The following is a 16,585-nucleotide window of genomic DNA, read 5'->3' on the forward strand; positions in this document are numbered from 1 at the left end:
CTCGACGTGACAGACGCCCGTGGCTTTCAGTGGCGGAAGAGGCGCAGGCCGGTGTGGGTCACGGTGATGCCGTAGCGCTCGGCGGCCGCGGCGATCTGCGCTGAGCGGGCGGCGCCGCCGGGCTCGGCGATGTGGCGCACGCCGTAGCGGGCCGCCTCGGTGATGTTGTCCTCGAACGGCAGGGCGCCGTCCGAGGCGAGGCTGACGTCCTGCAGGGGTACCGGCGGATCCAGCGTGGCCGCACGAGCCAGGTGGGCGGTGACGCGCTCCTGGGCCGATGGCAGCGGCTCGACCGGGGCGAAGCGGCGGCGGTGCCACAGCTCGGCCTTCGCGCCGGCCAGGCGGATGCCGTTGACCCGCGACTGCTGGCCCGCGGCCACGCCCAGGGTCGCGCCGCCGCGGGCCAGGACGACCGCGTTCGACTGGGTGTAGCGGGCCGTGGCCAGCGCCAGGCGCAGGTCCGGGGTCAGACCCCCGGGCAGCGGGGCGTCGTCGCGGCGCTGGACGAAGCGCAGGCCGTAGAGCTCGCGCACCTCCTCCGGCGGCGGCACGAACGCCGGGTCGGCCTCGAGCACCAGGTACGTCCCGCGCTTCTTCGCGGCCAGCACGGCCACGGCACCGGGCTCGTAGCCGGGGGCGATGATGCCGTCGCTGACCACGGTGCGCAGCAGCGCGGCGAGGCCGGCGGTGACCGGGGCGGAGACCGCGACCACGTCGCCGTAGGAGCTCTTCGGGTCGGTGTCGCGGGCCCGGGCGTAGGCGCGGGTCACCGCGTCGGCGGCGGGGTCGACGCCGAACAGCGCGGCGGTCACCGGGTCGAGCGGGCCGGCGAGGGCGGCCCCGGCCGGTGAGACGTGCTTGAAGGACGCGGCGGCGACGGTACCGCCGGCCGCCAGCTCCCGCACCAGCGGCCAGGCGGTGACGGCGTCGAGCAGGTTCAGGTACGACGGCCGCCCGTGCAGGACCGTGCACGGCGGCGCGTCCAGGGGTGTGACGGCGGCGGGGATCTGCTGGGGGTTCATGCCGTAGCGCAGGTGCACGCGGGCCTCCGGGCGGGCGACGGGGTGCGTCGCGGATGCCCAGGCGGTCGGCGGCCGACGTCAGCGCGCCCGGTCCCCGGTGGTGCCCCACCCTCGCCAGTCCCGGCCGCGCCGAAACTATAACCGACCGGCCGCATCAACACCGTGCGTGGTGCCTCCATTACTCAGAGATCTGAACCTCATCGGAGGAGCACCACGATGCAACGGGAATTCGAGGGGCCGATCTGCCTAGCGGTCCCCACGCTCGGACAGGCGGCGCTGCTCGCGGCGGACCTCGGCGTACGACTCCCGCTCGCGGACCAGCCACTCCGGCGGGGCCGCGTTGAGCTCGGCGATCTCGGCCGTGGTCAGCGCCTCGGTCACCCCGCCGCGGGCCAGGCCGCTGTTGGACACCCGCAGCCGCGCGGCGATCACGCTGCGCGGGTGCGGGCCCTCGCGGCGCAGCTCGACCAGCCACGGCGGCGGGTTGCGTTGCAGCTCGTCGAGCTCGTCGCGGGACACCAGGCCCTCCTGGAACTCCTGCGGGGTCGCCGGCAGGTACACGTCGAGCTTCTGCGCGGCGGTCGCGGGCTTCATGGTCTGGGTCTGTCTCGGCTTGCTCACCGCGCAAGGGTAGCGTGAACGCCCGTGACCTTTCGCCTGCTCGTGGTGCCCGGCGTCGTCATCGACCGCTGGCGGGACACCTGGGCCCAGCGGCGGCCGGAGACGCCGCTGGAACTCGTCCCCGTCGAGGCCGCCGAGGCGGAGCCCGGGCTCGGGATCTCCGGCGACGCCGCGCTGCTCCGGCTGCCCGTCGACAAGACGAAGCACCATGCGATTCCGTTGTACTCCGAGCAGAGCGTCGTGCTCGCCCACCGCGACCACGCCGTGCACGCCGCCGACGAGCTGACGATGGCCGAGCTGCTCGAGCTGGGCGAGCCGCTGCTGCGCCCGCTCGACGATGTGCTGGCATGGGAGACACCGGGAACCGGCGAGCGGCCCGCGACGACGGCGGAGGCGGTCGAGTGGGTCGCGGCCGAGGCCGGGCTGCTCGTGGTGCCGCAGTCCCTCGCCCGCCTGTACCACCGCCGGGACGTGAAGTACAAGCCGGTCACCGACGCCCCGGGCTCGTCCGTGGCCCTGGCCTGGCCGATCGACGGGCACTCGGAGCTGGTCGAGGAGATGATCGGCATCGTGCGCGGGCGCAGCGTGAACAGCACGCGCGGCCAGTCCGCGGAGGATGCGAAGCCCGCGCGGGCCGCGAAGGCGACGCCGAAGAAGGGGCCGGCGGGCAGGGCGGCCAGCAAACCGGCCCGCCGGCCCCGGTAATCACGGAGTGTAGATCTTCGGTGCGGCCGGCGTACTCATGCTGTCACCCAGGAAGAAGCTCGGGTGCGGCGGCTGGTTGTACGCCGTGTTCTGCCACGCCACGCCCTCGCGGTACTCGATGTCGTGCATGAGCGTGACGAGCCGCCGGTCCGTGACGGCGGTGCTCACGTAGACGCGCAGCGCCTTGTCGTCCGACGTGGGCCAGATGACCTCCTCGCGCCAGTCCCCGAACAGGTCGGCGGTCAGCGACGGGGTGGACTTGGTGCTGTTGTTGGAGTGCACGCCGCTCGCGGTCAGCAGGCGGGTGTCGCCCCCGGTCGTGTATTTGTCGATGTGCGTGGCGTCGAGCAGCTCCCGCACCGGGTCGGCGTCCCACCAGACGACGAAGTTGACCGCACCCGGGCGCCGGGTGCTGATCTGCACGCCCTTGGTGTTGTACAGCCCGGTGGTGCCGGTGCTCCACGACTCGGCGCCGGGGCTGCCGGCGTACACGTCGTCGGAGCGGCCGCGGCCGTTGTCGCAGCCACAGGTCGGCCACGACCACAGCAGCGCGCCGGTCTTGGCGTCGGCCATCCAGCCCGCCTTCGCCGAGGTGTTCTCGTCGACCTTGAACACCTCGAGGCCGGCGTGGCTCGGGTCGAGATCGCCGACGTCCATGGCGTCGCCGTGGCCCTGCTGGGTGTTCCACAGCGCGGAACCGTTGTCGTTGATCGCCATGGCCCCGAACAGGATCTCGTCCCGGCCGTCGGCATCCACGTCGGCGATGGACAGCTGGTGGTTGCCCTGGTCGGTGTACTGGCTGCCGGCGCTGTTGGAGTCGAACTTCCAGCGCTCGGTGAGCTTGCCGCCGCGCCAGTCCCACGCGGTGATGACGGTGCGGGTGTAGTACCCGCGCGACTCGATCAGGCTGGGCCGCTGGCCGTCGAGGTACGCGGTGCCGGCCAGGAACCGGTCGACGCGGTTGCCGTACGAGTCGCCCCAGCTGGAGACGGTCCCGCGGGGCACGTCGTAGTTGACGGTGGCCATCGCCGCACCGGTCTGGCCGTTGAACATCGTGAGGTACTCCGGGCCGGACAGCACGTAGCCGGAGGAGTTGCGATAGTCGGCCGAGGAGCTGCCGATGACCGTGCCGGCGCCGTCCTTGGTGGCGTCGGCGGTCTTCATCGCGATCTCGGCCTTGCCGTCGCCGTCGTAGTCGTACACCTGGAACTGCGTGTAGTGCGCCCCGGCCCGGATGTTGCGGCCCAGATCGATGCGCCACAGCCGCTGCCCGCCCAGCCGGTAGGCGTCCACGAACACGTTGCCGGTGTAGCCGGACTGCGAGTTGTCCTTCGAGTTCGTCGGGTCCCACTTGAGCACGACCTCGTACTGCCCGTCGCCGTCGAGGTCGCCGACGGAGGCGTCGTTGGCCGTGTAGGTGTACGCGACGCCGTCGGGCGTGGTGCCGCCGGACGGGGGCGAGATCGGGATGTCGAAGTACCCGTTGCTGCCCACCGGGAACGCCGGCTCGGAGTCGGCCTGCTCGGTGCCGCCCACCACGGGGCGCACGCTGTAGCCCGCGCCGGAGGCCGCGCCCGAGTCGTAGTAGTTGGTGGAGTTCGTGATCGGGCTGGCGTTCACCTTGGTCCCGGCCCGGTACAGGTTGAACGCCACCCCGGCCGGGTCGGTGCCCAGCAGCCGCCAGCTGACGTAGTTGCCGCTGCCGGACCGGACGCTGACGAGGCCGCGGTTGAGCTTCTCGGCCTGCCGGCCGGTCCCGGCCGGCGGCGCGCCGGTGGTCGGGCCGCTCGTGGCCCCGGAGACGTAGTTGAACGAGAACTGCATCCGGGAGATGTCCGAGCAGGTCTCCTCCACGATGGGGTTGTTCCCCGCCGTCGAACCGTCCTTGTCACTGATGCACAACCCCGACGCGACCGACTTCACCAGGTACTTCCCGGACGCCGCGGTAGAGGCCGTGAACGTCCACAACTGGTTCGTCTTCGTCCCGTCGCCGCAGCCGTACTGCTGCAGCTGCGTCCCCGACGTCGTCGTCCCCGACGGCACGTCGATGCAGCGGCCGCTGTTGCCGTTCGCGAGGTTGAACTGGCCGTTCGCCTGCGCCACCGCCTTCCACTGCATGTGCGTGGCGGACGTGTCGCACGCCACCTGCACCAGCAGCGCGCTGTTGTCGGCCGACGCCCCGACGACGTCGACGCACTTGCCGGACGCGCCGGCGGCGAGGGTGTACACCCCGTTGCCCACCGGCGCGGTGGCCGCCTCGGACGGCCAGATCGACACCGCGAGCACGACCCCCGGGACCGCCACCGCGGCGGCGATCCCGGCGACTCTCCAACGGTTCATGTTCAGACCCCGATGTTCGACTGCGGGCCGGCGTACGTCTTGACCAGGTTGGGCACGTCGGCCGCCGGGTCGAGGGTGTACGAGTAGAAGCTGTGCGGGTCGAACGCCGAGCCCGACGTCTGCTGCTTGCCGCTGCTGTTCACCACGATTGAGCCGGACTGCTTCAGCTGCGCGGTGCTGTCCGGGTAGTACGGGTTGTTCACGTGGTCGAAGTAGCTGTTCTCCAGCACCATCTTGGTCGAACCGCGCGAGTAGTTGCCGTAGCTGGAGATGTTCTGCAGATAGTTGTTGTACAGATGCGCGTACGCCAGGTTGTCCGCGCTCGGGTTGCGCTGGTTCGTGTCGTGGAACCAGTTGTGGTGGATCGTCATCCGGGCCGTCACGTTCTCGGTCCAGCCGATCCCGAACGTCTTGTTGTGGTTGCCCAGCACGTTCCACGACGCCGTCACGTACGACGTGTCCTTGCGCGAGTCGATGTACCCGTCGTTGATGTTCGTGAACGTGTTGTGGTCGATCCACACGTGATCGGCCGTGTCCATCTGAATGCCGTCGTAGTCGAAGTCCTTGTCATCCGGATCGTCCGACGCGACCGCGGTGTCCCCGATCGTCAGGTTCCGGATGATCACGTTGTGCACCCCGGCCCCGAGGAAGAACCCGCCGGCCTTGATCCGGCCGTTCTTGCCGACGCCGATGATGGTCTTGTTCGACGTCACCGGGATCTCGTAGCCGTACGTCGGGTACGTGATCGTGGCGTTCACGCGCACGGTGTACGCGGAGCTCGACGTGGCGTACTTGAGCAGGTCCGCGTAGGTGGTGACGGTGACGGTGGTGCCGCCCGCGCCGCCCGTGGTGCCCTGCGCGAAGCCGTCGGCGGTGTTGGACCAGGTCCGCCCGCCGCCGCCCCCGCCGGTCGTCGGCCCGGAGGTCGCGCCGGTGACGTAGTTGAACGAGAACTGCATCCGGGAGATGTCCGAGCAGGTCTCCTCCACGATGGGGTTGTTCCCCGCCGTCGAACCGTCCTTGTCACTGATGCACAACCCCGACGCGACCGACTTCACCAGGTACTTCCCGGACGCGGCGGTGGAGGCCGTGAACGTCCACAGCTGGTTGGTCTTCGTCCCGTCGCCGCAGCCGTACTGCTGCAGCTGCGTCCCGGACGTGGTGGACGAGCTGGGCACGTCGATGCAGCGGCCGCTGTTGCCGTTCGCGAGGTTGAACTGGCCGTTCGCCTGCGCCACCGCCTTCCACTGCATGTGCGTGGCGGACGTGTCGCACGCCACCTGCACCAGTAGGGCGCTGTTGTCGGCCGACGCGCCGGTCACGTCGACGCACTTGCCGGACGCGCCGGCGGCGAGGGTGTAGACGCCGCCGCCGACCGGGGCGGTGGCCGCCTCGGAGGGCCAGACGGCGACGGTCAGCACGGTCACCGGTACCGAGACCGCCGCGAGGGCGACAGCGAGCTTTCTGCGGTTGTTCACAGCGGGTTCCATCCATCCGTGCCGGCGAGATACCTCTGCGGGGTGTAGTTGCCGGCCTGCGCGTCGCTGAGCTGCGGCCGGTTGCTGTTCGTCCCGGCGCCTGCGCCGGTGTTCCTGTACTCGAAGAACCGCGCGTTCTTCCACGAGTTGTCGGACATGTCGGTCCACGGCTGCGCGGTCCTCATGGTGTTGCTGAGGCTCGACTCGCGGTACACGACCTGCGCGGCGGCCCCCCACGGCCGGCCGAGCTGGGTCACGCCGGTGGCCGCGCCGGTGATCGTCGACTTGTAGATGAGCAGGCCGTACGCCTGCCCGGCGTCCGTGTTGGCGGCGGTGATCGGGCCGCCGGAGGAGCGCCGCTCGTAGATGCTGCTCTTGTTGAACACCGCGGTGCCGCCGCCGAAGATGAAGTCGACGGTGCCCTCGACGTAGGAGTTCACGATGTACGAGCGGTTCTTGTAGATGTACAGCGTGTCCTGGTTGCCCAGGAACCGCACATTGTCGTAGACCGAGCGGTCCCCGGTCAGCCGGGCGGCGACCGCCTGGCTGCCCTCGCCGTAGTCGTTGGACATGGTGAGGTTGGTGGCCGCGAAGTCGTGGCCCTCGACGAACACCGTCGCGCTGCCCGAGGTGCCGTAGCCGCCGGCCGAGCTGTGGTTGTTCACGATGACCGTGCTGGCCGGGCCGGAGCCGAGGCCCTGCAGGGTGACGTACGGCTTGTTGGCCGGGATGGTCACGATCTCGCGGTAGGTGCCGGCCTTGATGGTGATGACCCGCCGGCTGGTGTTGTCGGCCGGCACGGCGTCGATCGCGGCCTGCACCGTCTTGTACGTCCCCGAGCCGTCGGCGGCGACGGTCGGCTTCGTGCCCGTGCCGGTCGTCGGGCCGGACGTGGCGCCGGTGACGTAGTTGAACGAGAACTGCATCCGGGAGATGTCCGAACACGTCTCCTCGACGATCGGGTTGTTGCCCGCCGTCGAGCCGTCCTTGTCACTGATGCACAGTCCGGTCGCGACCGACTTCACCAGATACTTCCCGGACGCCGCGGTCGAGGCGGTGAACGTCCACAGCTGGTTCGTCTTCGTCCCGTCGCCGCAGCCGTACTGCTGCAGCTGCGTCCCGGACGTGGTGGACGCGCTCGGCACGTCGATGCACCGGCCGCTGTTGCCGTTGGCCAGGTTGAACTGGCCGTTCGCCTGCGCCACGGCCTTCCACTGCATGTGCGTGGCGGACGTGTCGCACGCCACCTGCACCAGCAGGGCGCTGTTGTCGGCCGACGCGCCGGTCACGTCGACGCACTTGCCGGACGCGCCGGCGGCGAGGGTGTAGACGCCGCCGCCGACCGGGGCGGTGGCCGCCTCGGACGGCCAGGCGGTCACGGCCAGGACGGCGGCGGGCACCGCGGCCGTGACGGCGACCGCGGCGATGGTTCGGGGGCGGAGCCACCGGCGGGCGCCGGCGACAGGGGGTGGAGACATGGTCGTCCTCTCCTCGGGGGCGGGGCTTCGGCGCGAGGCGAGAACGAGCGCCGCGCCGGCCACTCCCGTAGATGACGAGGACTACCGGCCGATAACGAAAACTCGGGACAAATGTGGGAAGTGCTGATGTACCGGTGAAAGTTTCACGACTCGGACATCGACGCGCCCATGCCGTTGCCCGTGGACAGGAAGTCCGTGGCCGGCAGGGTGCCGTCCGCGCGCCGGGCGCCCTGCGCCGCGGTCGCGTCGGTGGAGCGGAACATCGACGCGGTCCAGGTGCCCTCGTCCCACGTGTTGCGGCTCGTGTGCGCACCCGTGGCCATGCTGACGGGGGTGGCGTTGCCGATGGCGACGTTGGAGCGCAGCGTCGCCGGCGTGGTCGGCACGCCGAAGCCGGTGGCGCCGTTGCGGAACGCGGTGTTGTTGGACAGCTGCAGCTCGGCCGGGTTGCTGCCGTCGGCGAAGCCGTTGTGGATGTTGTCCCAGGCGGCGTTGTGCCGCACGCTGTGGCCCGCCGCGACCGGCGGGCTGCCGCCGCCGAAGGTGAAGCCGTTGCCGTTGCTCTTCCAGCCGGCGACGTTCCAGCGGTTCACGCCGTTGCCGAACGCCCAGTTGTGCTGGATGTCGATCGGGCTGGCGAAGTCGCCGAAGTCGAAGCCGTCGTCGGCGTTGTCGAACGCGCGGCAGCCGCGCACGATGTTGTTCTCGCCGGAGCCGAACTTGATGGCCATGCCGATGCCGGACTGGCCCTGGCCGGCCGGGTCGTGGTTGTTGTAGAAGTCGCTGTCGAGCACCTGGTTGCCGGTCGTGCCGTCGCCGCGCAGGGTCAGGCCCGACTCGACGTTGTCGTGCATCGACAGGCGCACGAACAGGTTCTGCTTGCACGACAGGCACACGTAGGCGTGGCTGGCGGAGTTCTTGACCTCCAGCCCCTGCACGGTCCAGTAGCTGCCGTGCTGGGTGATGGCCCACTTGTCCGCCGGGATCCGGGCCGCGTCGATGACGGGGTGCTCGTTGCCGTAGTTGCTCAACGTGATCCGGTGGGTCTCGTCGCCGCTGGTGTCCAGCACGATGGGCGCGGTCGGCTTGTACGTGCCGCCGCGCAGCGCGATCGTCTGGCCGGGCTTCACCGCGGCCGCGGCCTTGCTGATCGTGGCGAACGGGTGCGCGATGCTGCCGTCGCCGTTGTCGCTGCCGTCGGGGGCGACGAAGTACGCGGCTCCGGTCGGGCCGGCGGTGCCCGTCGGCCCGGGCGGCCCGGCGGGCGCCAGGGAGCCCGTGGGGTCCGGCGGGTCGGGGGCGACCGCTCCCCCGGTCGCCGGCGGCGCGGCGACGCCGGGCGGGCGCTCGTCGCCGGTCAGCGGCGTCTCGTAGACCGCGAAGGCGAGCCCGCCGCCGGCCACGAGCACGACCGCGGCGACGGCGGCCGCCTTGGTCTGCACGACGTGCTGCAGGTGGGTGAGCACCCCGGTGTGGACGGCGGCGTGGGCGCCGGCCGCGGCGTGGGCCCCGGCGGCCGCGTGCGCGCCGAAGGCCTTGAACCCCTCCAGCGCGAACACCGGCAGGGGCAGCGCGGCGATGCCCGGCAGCAGCTTCTCGGGGGCCAGCAGGTCGCCGGACAGCTGGGAGCAGCGGCGGCAGCCGCGCACGTGCCGGGTGATCCGCTTGCGCCACAGCGCGTCGGTGGCGCCGTCCCACGGCTTGAGCACCTCGGCGAGGTCCGGGCAGCGCGGCGTGGCGTGCAGCGCCCGCACGAGCCCGCGGGCCGCGTCGAGCTGGGCCCGCATCCGCTGGACCCGCACGGCGGCATGGGTCGGGCGCACCCCCATCGCGGCCGCGAGCTCGGACCGGGTCAGCTCCCCCGCCGCCTCCTGCCACCACAGGGCCAGCAGGTGCCGGTCGTCGTCCTCGAGCCACCGCGTCGCCTCGGCCAGCTCGCGGCGCTGCCCGGTGAGCATGAGCCCGGTGATGCTGCGCTCCTCGAAGTCGCCGCCCGGGTCGGCGAGCTCCTCCGGCACCTCCCGCGCCGGCGGGTGGCGCCGGGTGGCGCCGCGGCGGTGCATCTGGATCTGCCGGTAGGCGATCGCGACCACCCAGGAGCGGAACCGGGCCGGCTCGCGCAGCCCCGGCAGCCCGCGCACGACCTGGATCATCGTCTCCTGGACGACGTCGTCGACGTCGGCGTGCCGGTTGAGGGCCCGCCCGATCACGTTGTAGATGAGCGGCAGGTGCGCGGCGATGAGTTCGTCGAGGGCGCGCTCGTCGCCGCCCTGCGCCGACCGCACGAGCGAGGTCGTGTCCTGGACCGGCACGGTCTCACCCTGCGTCACCGCTGCTTCCCTTCCACCCGCGGCCCGGGCGCCCACGGAAGGCACCGCCCGGACGACCCTGGCGAAGCCGTATGTTGGCACACCCCATCAGGCGTGTAAAGGCGCCGTAACATAGGGGAAAACGAATGGCCGGAAAGGTGTTATCGCTCTCATCACCCCGGCATCTACACAGTGCCGGGTCTATCGCTTGTCACTTTCCGTGACGAACGGGTGCCGTGACCTCGGCCTCGGCCCCCGCACCCGGCCGCGATCGCACCGCGGGCCGCTTGAACGTTTCAGCGGCCCGCCCGGCGCTCCTCGACCTGCCGGGCGGGCGCGGACGCGGCACACTGGACGAGTGCCGGAGCGGTGGAGGGTGGTGTGGCGCGTCGTGCGCCGGCGTCTCGCCCGCATGGCCCGCACCCCTCACGAACGCCGTTCGGTCGCGTTTGTGCTGCTCGTGCTGACCGGCGCGATCTGGGGCGTGGCGTCCGCGCCGCCGCTGGCGCCGGTGCCGGGCCCGCCGCCGGAGCCGCCCTCGCCCGAGGCGGTCGCCGCGATCGAGAAGAACCGGCCGGTCGGCTTCGACATCGGCGGCATCGACATCTCCAGCCACGACCACCGCAAGTTCACGGTGCACTGGCCGACCGAGGTGGCGGCCGGGAGCCAGTTCGTCTACGTGAAGGCGACCGAGGGCCTGACGTACGTCAACCCGCACTTCAACGCCGACTACACCGCGGCCCGGGCGGCCGGCCGGTACGTAGGCGCCTACGTGTACGCCCGCCCGGACAAGGGCGACCCCGTCGGGCAGGCCGAGCACTTCCTGCGCCACGCCCGCTTCGCCCGCGACGCGCGCACCCTGGTGCCGTTCGTCGACCTCGAGTGGCCCTACGACGGGCTCAAGACGGGCGACTGCTACAACCTGAGCCCGGCCGAGATGCGGGCCTGGATCGGCGCGTTCATCGGCCGGATCGAGCGCGAGGTCGGCCGCAAGCCGATGATCTACACGAACACGTTCTGGTGGAACCCGTGCACGGGCAGTGACGCCTCGTACGCCGGCTATCCGCTGGACATCGCCAACTACACGAAGGGCCCGCCGAAGCTGCCGGCGGGCTGGACCACGTTCGCGCTGTGGCAGTACACCCCGGGCGACCCGGACCAGGCCCACAGCCACGACCGCGACGTCGTCAACGGTGGCCCGGCCGGGCTGAGGGCGCTCGCCTGGCCTCCGTGACCCTGCGTCACGGCTTGCGGGCGACTCCGCCGTAGAGGGCGGCCTGGGCGTCGGTCAGCGGGGCCGCCGCGTCCGGCCGCCACTGCAGGATCGGGACCACGCCCGGCTCGACGAGCTCGAGGCCGTCGAAGAAGCGCGCGACCTCGGCGCGGTCGCGCAGGCGGGTCGTGATGCCCTGGGCGCGCATGATCGCCGCGAAGCGCCCCCACTCCTCGGGCTCGAAGTCGGCCGTGATGTGCGACAGCACCAGGTAGCTGCCGCTGGGCAGGGCGTCGAGGAGGCGGTGGACGATGGCGTAGGGCTCGTCGTCGTCCGGCAGGAAGTGCAGGATCGCGAACAGCAGCAGCGCCACGGGCTCGCGCAGGTCGAGGTTGTCGCGCAGCTCGGCCGCGTGCAGGATGCCGTCGACGTCCTGCAGGGTCGAGTCGACGTACGCGGTGCGGCCCTCGGGCGTGCTGGTCAGCAGGGCCCGGGCGTGGGCCAGCACGATGGGGTCGTTGTCGACGTACACGATCCGGGCCGAAGGATCCATGGACTGGGCGATCTCGTGCACGTTCGGCGAGGTCGGCAGCCCGGTCCCGACGTCGAGGAACTGCCGCACGCCCGCCTCGGCGAGGAAGCGGACCGTGCGGGCCAGGAAGGCGCGGTTCTGCAGCGGCGCCGTGGCCGCGTTCGGGTTGACCTGCAGGCCCGCCTGGGCCGCGGCGCGGTCGGGGGCGAAGTTGTCCTTGCCGCCGAGCAGGTAGTCGTACACCCGGGCCGGATGGGGACGCTCGGTGTCGAAGGGGGCCGCCATCGATGCTCCTCGGGTCGTGGTAGTGCCTGCTGTACCGCGGTTGGCCAGTGTGCTGCATCGCCCGTCGCCGAACCGAACCATAGCGTTTCCAGTGCGCGCACCGTACCTCGACGACACGAAAGGGCATCAGCCATGTCCGTCATGACAGCGTCCGCCGCGGCGGTACGCGTGGAGGGCCTCACGCGCACCTACGGCGCCGGGCCACAGGCGGTGCACGCCCTGACCGGCGTCGACGCCGTGTTCGCGCGGGGCACCTTCACCGCGGTGATGGGCCCGTCCGGCTCGGGCAAGAGCACCCTGCTGCAGACCGCCGCCGGGCTGGACCGGCCCACGTCGGGCCGCGTCCTCATCGGCGACACCGAGCTCTCGCGGCTGTCCGAGACGCGGCTGACCGAGCTGCGCCGCGGCCGGATCGGCTTCATCTTCCAGGCGTTCAACCTCATCGGCGCGCTGAGCGTCGCCGAGAACATCGAGCTGCCGCTGCGGCTGGCGGGCACCCGGCCCGACCCGGCGTGGCTGGCGCACGTGGTGGACCGCGTGGGCCTCGCCGAACGGCTGCACCACCGGCCGGCCGAGCTCTCCGGCGGCCAGCAGCAGCGGGTGGCGATCGCCCGCGCCCTGGCGAGCCGCCCCGACGTGGTCTTCTGCGACGAGCCGACCGGCGCGCTGGACACGAACACGGCCGCCGACGTGCTGGCGCTGCTGCGCGGGATCGTCGACGAGCACGGCCAGACGGTGGTGATGGTGACGCACGACCCGGTCGCCGCCTCGTACGCCGACCGCGTGCTCGTCCTCGCCGACGGCCGCATCGTGCGCGACGTACCGCAGCCGGGCGTGGAGCGGATCGCGGCGCTGCTGGCGGCGCTCGACCGCCGCACCGGCGCCCCGGCGCCGTCCGGCCCGCGCGGCGGCGCCGCGGTGCTGGGGGGCTGAACGATGCTGGCCTTCCGCATGCTGCGCCACCGTCCCGGGTCCGCTGTCGCGACCCTTCTCGCCCTGGTCGCCGGGGCCGTGATCCTCACCGCCATGGGCGTGCTCGTCGAGTCGGGCCTGCGCTATGCGCCCCCGCCCGGGCGGTACGCCGCGGCCGACATCGTCATCGCCCGCCCCGACGTCACCGTCACCGGCCGCGACCTCGACGGCTCCACCATCACCAGCACGATCGCCCTGCCCGAGGGCGGCACGGTGCCGGCCGCGCTGGCGACGCAGATCCGCGCGCTGCCCGGGGCCGCGCTCGTGGTCGTCGACGAGACCGTGCCGGTCGCGGTCGCCGGCGGCGTGGTCGAGGGGCACGGATGGGCGAGTGCACAGCTCACGCCGTACACCCTGAAGGAAGGGAATCCCCCGGAGACCGACGACGAGATCGTCGCCGCCGCGGGCCTCGGCCTCACCCCGGGCGCCACCGCGGACGTCGTGGTGGGCGGCCACCCGCTGCGGTTCCGGGTCAGCGGCGTGGCCACCGGCCCGGCCCCGGCCCTGTTCTTCACCGACGCCCGCGCGGCCGCCCTGTCGGCCCACCCGGGCCGCGCCGGCGCCATCGCGATCAAGGCGGCGCCCGGCCTGGACGTGGCCGCCATCGAGCGCCTGGCCGGACCGGACCTGCGGGTGTACTCCGGCGACGACCGCGGCCGCGCGCTGCGCTCCGACGACGGGGCCGCCCGCGACCTGCTGGTCCTGGCGGGGGCGAGCTTCGGCGGGTACGTCGTGCTGCTCGTCGTCTTCGTCGTCGCCGGCACCGTGGGCCTGTCGGTGCGCCACCGCCGCCGCGAGCTGGCCCTGCTCCGCGCGATCGCCGCGACCCCGGGCCAGGCCCGCCGCCTGATCATGGCCGAGGCCGCCGTGGTGAGCGCGGTCGCCGCGGCCGTAGGCGTCCCGGCCGGCCTGCTGGCGGCGCGGTGGGTGCACGACGAGCTGGTCGGCCGCGGCTTCATCCCGGCGTCGTTCCCGATGGTGCCCGGCGTGCTGGCCGCGGCCGCGGTGGCCGTGCTGACCGTGGCGTCGGCGGTGCTGGCGGCCCTGATCGCCGGCCGGCGGATCACCCGGGTCCGGCCGACGGAGGCGCTGGGCGAGGCAGCGGTCGAGCCGGCCCGCGGCGGCAAGGTACGCCTGATCTTCGGCGTGGTGTTCCTGTCGGGCGCGGCGACGGCGAGCTCGTTCACCGTGGCCGCGAGCGGCCAGGCGGCCCTGGCGTCGGCGACGGGCATGCTGTACCTCTTCGTGGCCGCGGTCGCCCTGCTGGCCCCGTGGATCAACGCCTTCGCGGCCCGCGTGCTGGCGCGCGTCCTGCGGGGCCCGAGCGGCCGCCTGGCCGCGGCCAACCTGCGCGCGAACGCCCGCGGCTCCGCGGCCGTCCTGACCGCTCTGGTCCTGGCTATCGGTTTCGGCGGTTCGGTGTGGTTCGTCCAGAACAATCTGGAACGTGGCACGGTGTCGCAGTCGCGCGCCGGCCTGCAGGCGGACCGCGCCCTGGTCGCCCCGGCGGGCCTGCCCCCTTCGGCGGCCGAGGAGGTGCGCAGGATCCCGGGCGTACGGGCAGCGACGGGCGTGTCGCACACGAGCGTCGTGGTGACCTTGATGGGCGAGCCGGACACGGCGCCCGCGCAGGTGGTCGACCCCGCGGACCTGTCGGCGACGATGGATCTCCGGGTGACCGAGGGCCGCCTGGACGCCCTGACCACGGACACGATGGCGGTGTCGTCGATGCGCGCGGCGACGCAGGGCTGGCACGTGGGCACACGCGCGGACCTGCGCCTGGGCGACGGCACACCGGTGACGCTGACGGTGGTCGCCCTGTACGACCGCGGTCTGGGCTTCGGCGACGTGACCCTGGCGCGCGCGGCGGTGGCGGGCCACACGGCGGCGGCGGTGGACGAGGCCGTCCTCATCCGCTCCGGCCCGGGCGCGGGCTCTGCCGCGGACGTCGACGCCGCGCTGGCCGCGATCGCGGCCCGCTACCCCGGCGGCCGGGTCACCGGCGCGGCCGAGCTCACCGCCCGGGTCGGCCACGATCTCGCGGTCAGCGCGTGGCTGAACCGGCTGCTCATCGGCGTCATGGTCGGGTACGCGGCGCTGGCCGCGGCAAACGTCATGGTGATGGCGGCGCTGTCCCGGCGGCGGGAGCTCGCGCTGCTACGGCTGGTCGGGGTGACGCGCCGGCAGGCGAAGCGCATGGTTCGCGCCGAGCAGGCCGGGCTGCTGGGCACCGCGCTGCTGCTCGGGGTCGCGATCGCCGCGGTCACGCTCGTCGCCGTGGTCCGGGCGCTGACCGGGAGCCTGCTGCCGTATGTGCCGCCGCTGGGCTGGGTGCTGGTGCTGGGCGGAGCGACCGTGCTGGCCCTCGTGACCACGATCCTGCCGATCGGCCGGCTGCTGCGAGCGCCGCTGATGGAGAACATCGGCCAGCGCGAGTAACCCCCGGGTCCCGGGGTGCCGCCCCGCGCGGGGTCACGCGCGCGGGGCGGCCGAGCTGTCGCGCACGATCAGTTCCGTCGCCAGCTCCACCCGCGGAGTCTCGATCGTCTCGCCGTGGGCCATGCGCAGCACCGTGCGCGCCGCCAGCAGCCCCATCTCCGCCAGCGGCTGGCGCACCGTCGTCAGCGGCGGCGAGGCCCAGCGGCTCTCCGGCAGGTCGTCGAAGCCCACCACCGACACGTCGTCGGGGACGCGCAGGCCGCGCTGCCGGACGGCCTCGTACGCGCCGAAGGCCATCTGGTCGCTCGAGGCGAAGATCGCCGTCGGCGGGTCCGGCAGGGACAGCAGCGCCTCGGCGCCCGAGCAGCCGGACTCGTGGTAGAAGTCGCCCTGCTGGATGAGGGCGGGGTCGGTTTCGAGGCCGGCCGCGGCCAGGGCGGCGCCGTACCCGTCCAGCCGCGCCCGGCTGCACAGCAGGCGCTTGGGGCCGGCGATGAAGCCGATCCGCCGGTGGCCCAGCGACAGCAGGTGCTCGGTCGCGCGCAGGCCGCCGGCCCAGTTCGTGGCGCCCACCGTCGGCACGTCGATAGTCGGCACGCCGGCCGGGTCGATGACGGCCAGCGGGATGTCGTGGCGGCGCAGCTCGGCGTGCAGCGGCGGGGACACGTCGGAGGTCACGAAGATGACGCCGTCCGTGGCGCGGGCGCGCAGGTTCTGCAGCCACTGCCGGGCCGAGGCGGGCTTGTCGTGGATGGCCGACACGACGGTGCCGATGCCGGTGGCGTGCGCGACCTCCTCGACACCCCGGATGATCTCGACCGCCCAGGGGCTGTCCAGGTCGTTGAAGACCAGGTCGATGAGGTTCGCGGCGGGCTTGTTCCGGGCGGTGCGGCGGCGGTACCCGTGCTCGCGCAGGATCGCCTCGACCCGCTCCCGCGTCTGCGGTGACACGTCGGAGCGCCCGTTGAGCACGCGGGACACCGTGGGTACCGACACGCCGGCCTCCCGCGCGATCGCGGTGATGGTGACCCGGCCTGCGTCCTCGACTGACACGAGCATCCCCTTCAACTGTTTTCGACATTTTCGCACGTCGCGACTTTCCGGAAACAGATCCGGAAATTTCAGCGATGTACGGTAGCAAACTCCCACGTCATAGCAGCTGAACCGGCTAAGGCAGTAACGGAAATCTTT

The 16,585-nt window shown here is 72.5% G+C and carries 12 protein-coding genes; 4 read left to right on the forward strand and 8 right to left on the reverse strand.

What is annotated here, in order from left to right; all coding sequences use genetic code 11:
- Positions 1–26: 26 nt before the first annotated feature.
- Both AB0B76_RS10960 and AB0B76_RS10965 read right to left on the reverse strand, forming a co-directional pair.
- On the reverse strand, positions 27–1,040 hold the full coding sequence (locus tag AB0B76_RS10960) for a hypothetical protein (protein WP_360372953.1): 1,014 nt from the start codon (positions 1,038–1,040) through the stop codon (positions 27–29).
- A 228-nt stretch (positions 1,041–1,268) separates the two neighbouring features.
- On the reverse strand, positions 1,269–1,643 hold the full coding sequence (locus tag AB0B76_RS10965) for a DUF5997 family protein (protein ID WP_360372956.1): 375 nt from the start codon (positions 1,641–1,643) through the stop codon (positions 1,269–1,271).
- 24 nt (positions 1,644–1,667) lie between these two features.
- On the opposite strand from AB0B76_RS10965, the gene AB0B76_RS10970 reads away from it, so the two are divergent.
- Positions 1,668–2,348: a LysR substrate-binding domain-containing protein gene (locus AB0B76_RS10970; protein ID WP_360372959.1), complete on the forward strand. Its 681-nt coding sequence runs from the start codon at positions 1,668–1,670 to the stop codon at positions 2,346–2,348.
- On the opposite strand, the gene AB0B76_RS10975 is transcribed toward AB0B76_RS10970, so the two are convergent.
- The 4 genes from AB0B76_RS10975 to AB0B76_RS10990 form a co-directional block, all read right to left on the reverse strand.
- Positions 2,349–4,688: an RICIN domain-containing protein gene (locus tag AB0B76_RS10975; RefSeq protein WP_360372962.1), complete on the reverse strand. Its 2,340-nt coding sequence runs from the start codon at positions 4,686–4,688 to the stop codon at positions 2,349–2,351.
- Between the two features lie 2 nt (positions 4,689–4,690).
- A complete protein-coding gene (locus tag AB0B76_RS10980) occupies positions 4,691–6,166 on the reverse strand; it encodes an RICIN domain-containing protein (RefSeq protein ID WP_360372965.1) in 1,476 nt (491 codons plus the stop codon).
- The gene (locus tag AB0B76_RS10985; RefSeq protein WP_360372968.1) at positions 6,163–7,644 is read right to left on the reverse strand and encodes a pectinesterase family protein; all 1,482 of its coding nucleotides are present in this window, start codon (positions 7,642–7,644) and stop codon (positions 6,163–6,165) included. The genes AB0B76_RS10980 and AB0B76_RS10985 overlap by 4 nt, the downstream gene beginning before the upstream one ends.
- Positions 7,645–7,787: 143 nt before the next feature.
- The gene (locus AB0B76_RS10990) at positions 7,788–9,974 is read right to left on the reverse strand and encodes a sigma-70 family RNA polymerase sigma factor (protein ID WP_360372971.1); all 2,187 of its coding nucleotides are present in this window, start codon (positions 9,972–9,974) and stop codon (positions 7,788–7,790) included.
- 337 nt (positions 9,975–10,311) lie between these two features.
- On the opposite strand from AB0B76_RS10990, the gene AB0B76_RS10995 reads away from it, so the two are divergent.
- Complete coding sequence (locus tag AB0B76_RS10995) at positions 10,312–11,187, forward strand: GH25 family lysozyme (protein WP_360372974.1); 876 nt, start codon at positions 10,312–10,314, stop codon at positions 11,185–11,187.
- 7 nt (positions 11,188–11,194) lie between these two features.
- Here the strand turns inward: AB0B76_RS10995 and AB0B76_RS11000 are convergent, their stop codons facing one another.
- On the reverse strand, positions 11,195–11,983 hold the full coding sequence (locus AB0B76_RS11000; protein WP_360372977.1) for an SAM-dependent methyltransferase: 789 nt from the start codon (positions 11,981–11,983) through the stop codon (positions 11,195–11,197).
- 132 nt (positions 11,984–12,115) lie between these two features.
- On the opposite strand from AB0B76_RS11000, the gene AB0B76_RS11005 reads away from it, so the two are divergent.
- Both AB0B76_RS11005 and AB0B76_RS11010 read left to right on the forward strand, forming a co-directional pair.
- Entirely contained in the window at positions 12,116–12,916 is an 801-nt protein-coding gene (locus AB0B76_RS11005) for an ABC transporter ATP-binding protein (protein ID WP_360372980.1), read from the forward strand.
- Positions 12,917–12,919: 3 nt separating this feature from the next.
- Positions 12,920–15,394, forward strand: a complete 2,475-nt coding sequence (locus AB0B76_RS11010; protein WP_360372982.1) for an FtsX-like permease family protein — start codon at positions 12,920–12,922, stop codon at positions 15,392–15,394.
- A gap of 33 nt (positions 15,395–15,427) precedes the next feature.
- Here the strand turns inward: AB0B76_RS11010 and AB0B76_RS11015 are convergent, their stop codons facing one another.
- The gene (locus AB0B76_RS11015) at positions 15,428–16,447 is read right to left on the reverse strand and encodes a LacI family DNA-binding transcriptional regulator (RefSeq protein ID WP_360372985.1); all 1,020 of its coding nucleotides are present in this window, start codon (positions 16,445–16,447) and stop codon (positions 15,428–15,430) included.
- Between the last annotated feature and the right edge of the window lie 138 nt (positions 16,448–16,585).

The organism is Dactylosporangium sp. NPDC049140 (assembly GCF_040648435.1).

What these genes read in the sequence shown, in the direction of transcription:
- AB0B76_RS10975 (WP_360372962.1), bottom strand. Translation starts at nt 4,688, where the DNA reads ATGAACCGTTGGAGAGTCGCCGGGATCGCCGCCGCGGTGGCGGTCCCG.
- AB0B76_RS10985 (WP_360372968.1), bottom strand. Translation starts at nt 7,644, where the DNA reads ATGTCTCCACCCCCTGTCGCCGGCGCCCGCCGGTGGCTCCGCCCCCGA.
- AB0B76_RS11000 (WP_360372977.1), bottom strand. Translation starts at nt 11,983, where the DNA reads ATGGCGGCCCCCTTCGACACCGAGCGTCCCCATCCGGCCCGGGTGTAC.
- AB0B76_RS11005 (WP_360372980.1), top strand. Translation starts at nt 12,116, where the DNA reads ATGTCCGTCATGACAGCGTCCGCCGCGGCGGTACGCGTGGAGGGCCTC.
- AB0B76_RS11010 (WP_360372982.1), top strand. Translation starts at nt 12,920, where the DNA reads ATGCTGGCCTTCCGCATGCTGCGCCACCGTCCCGGGTCCGCTGTCGCG.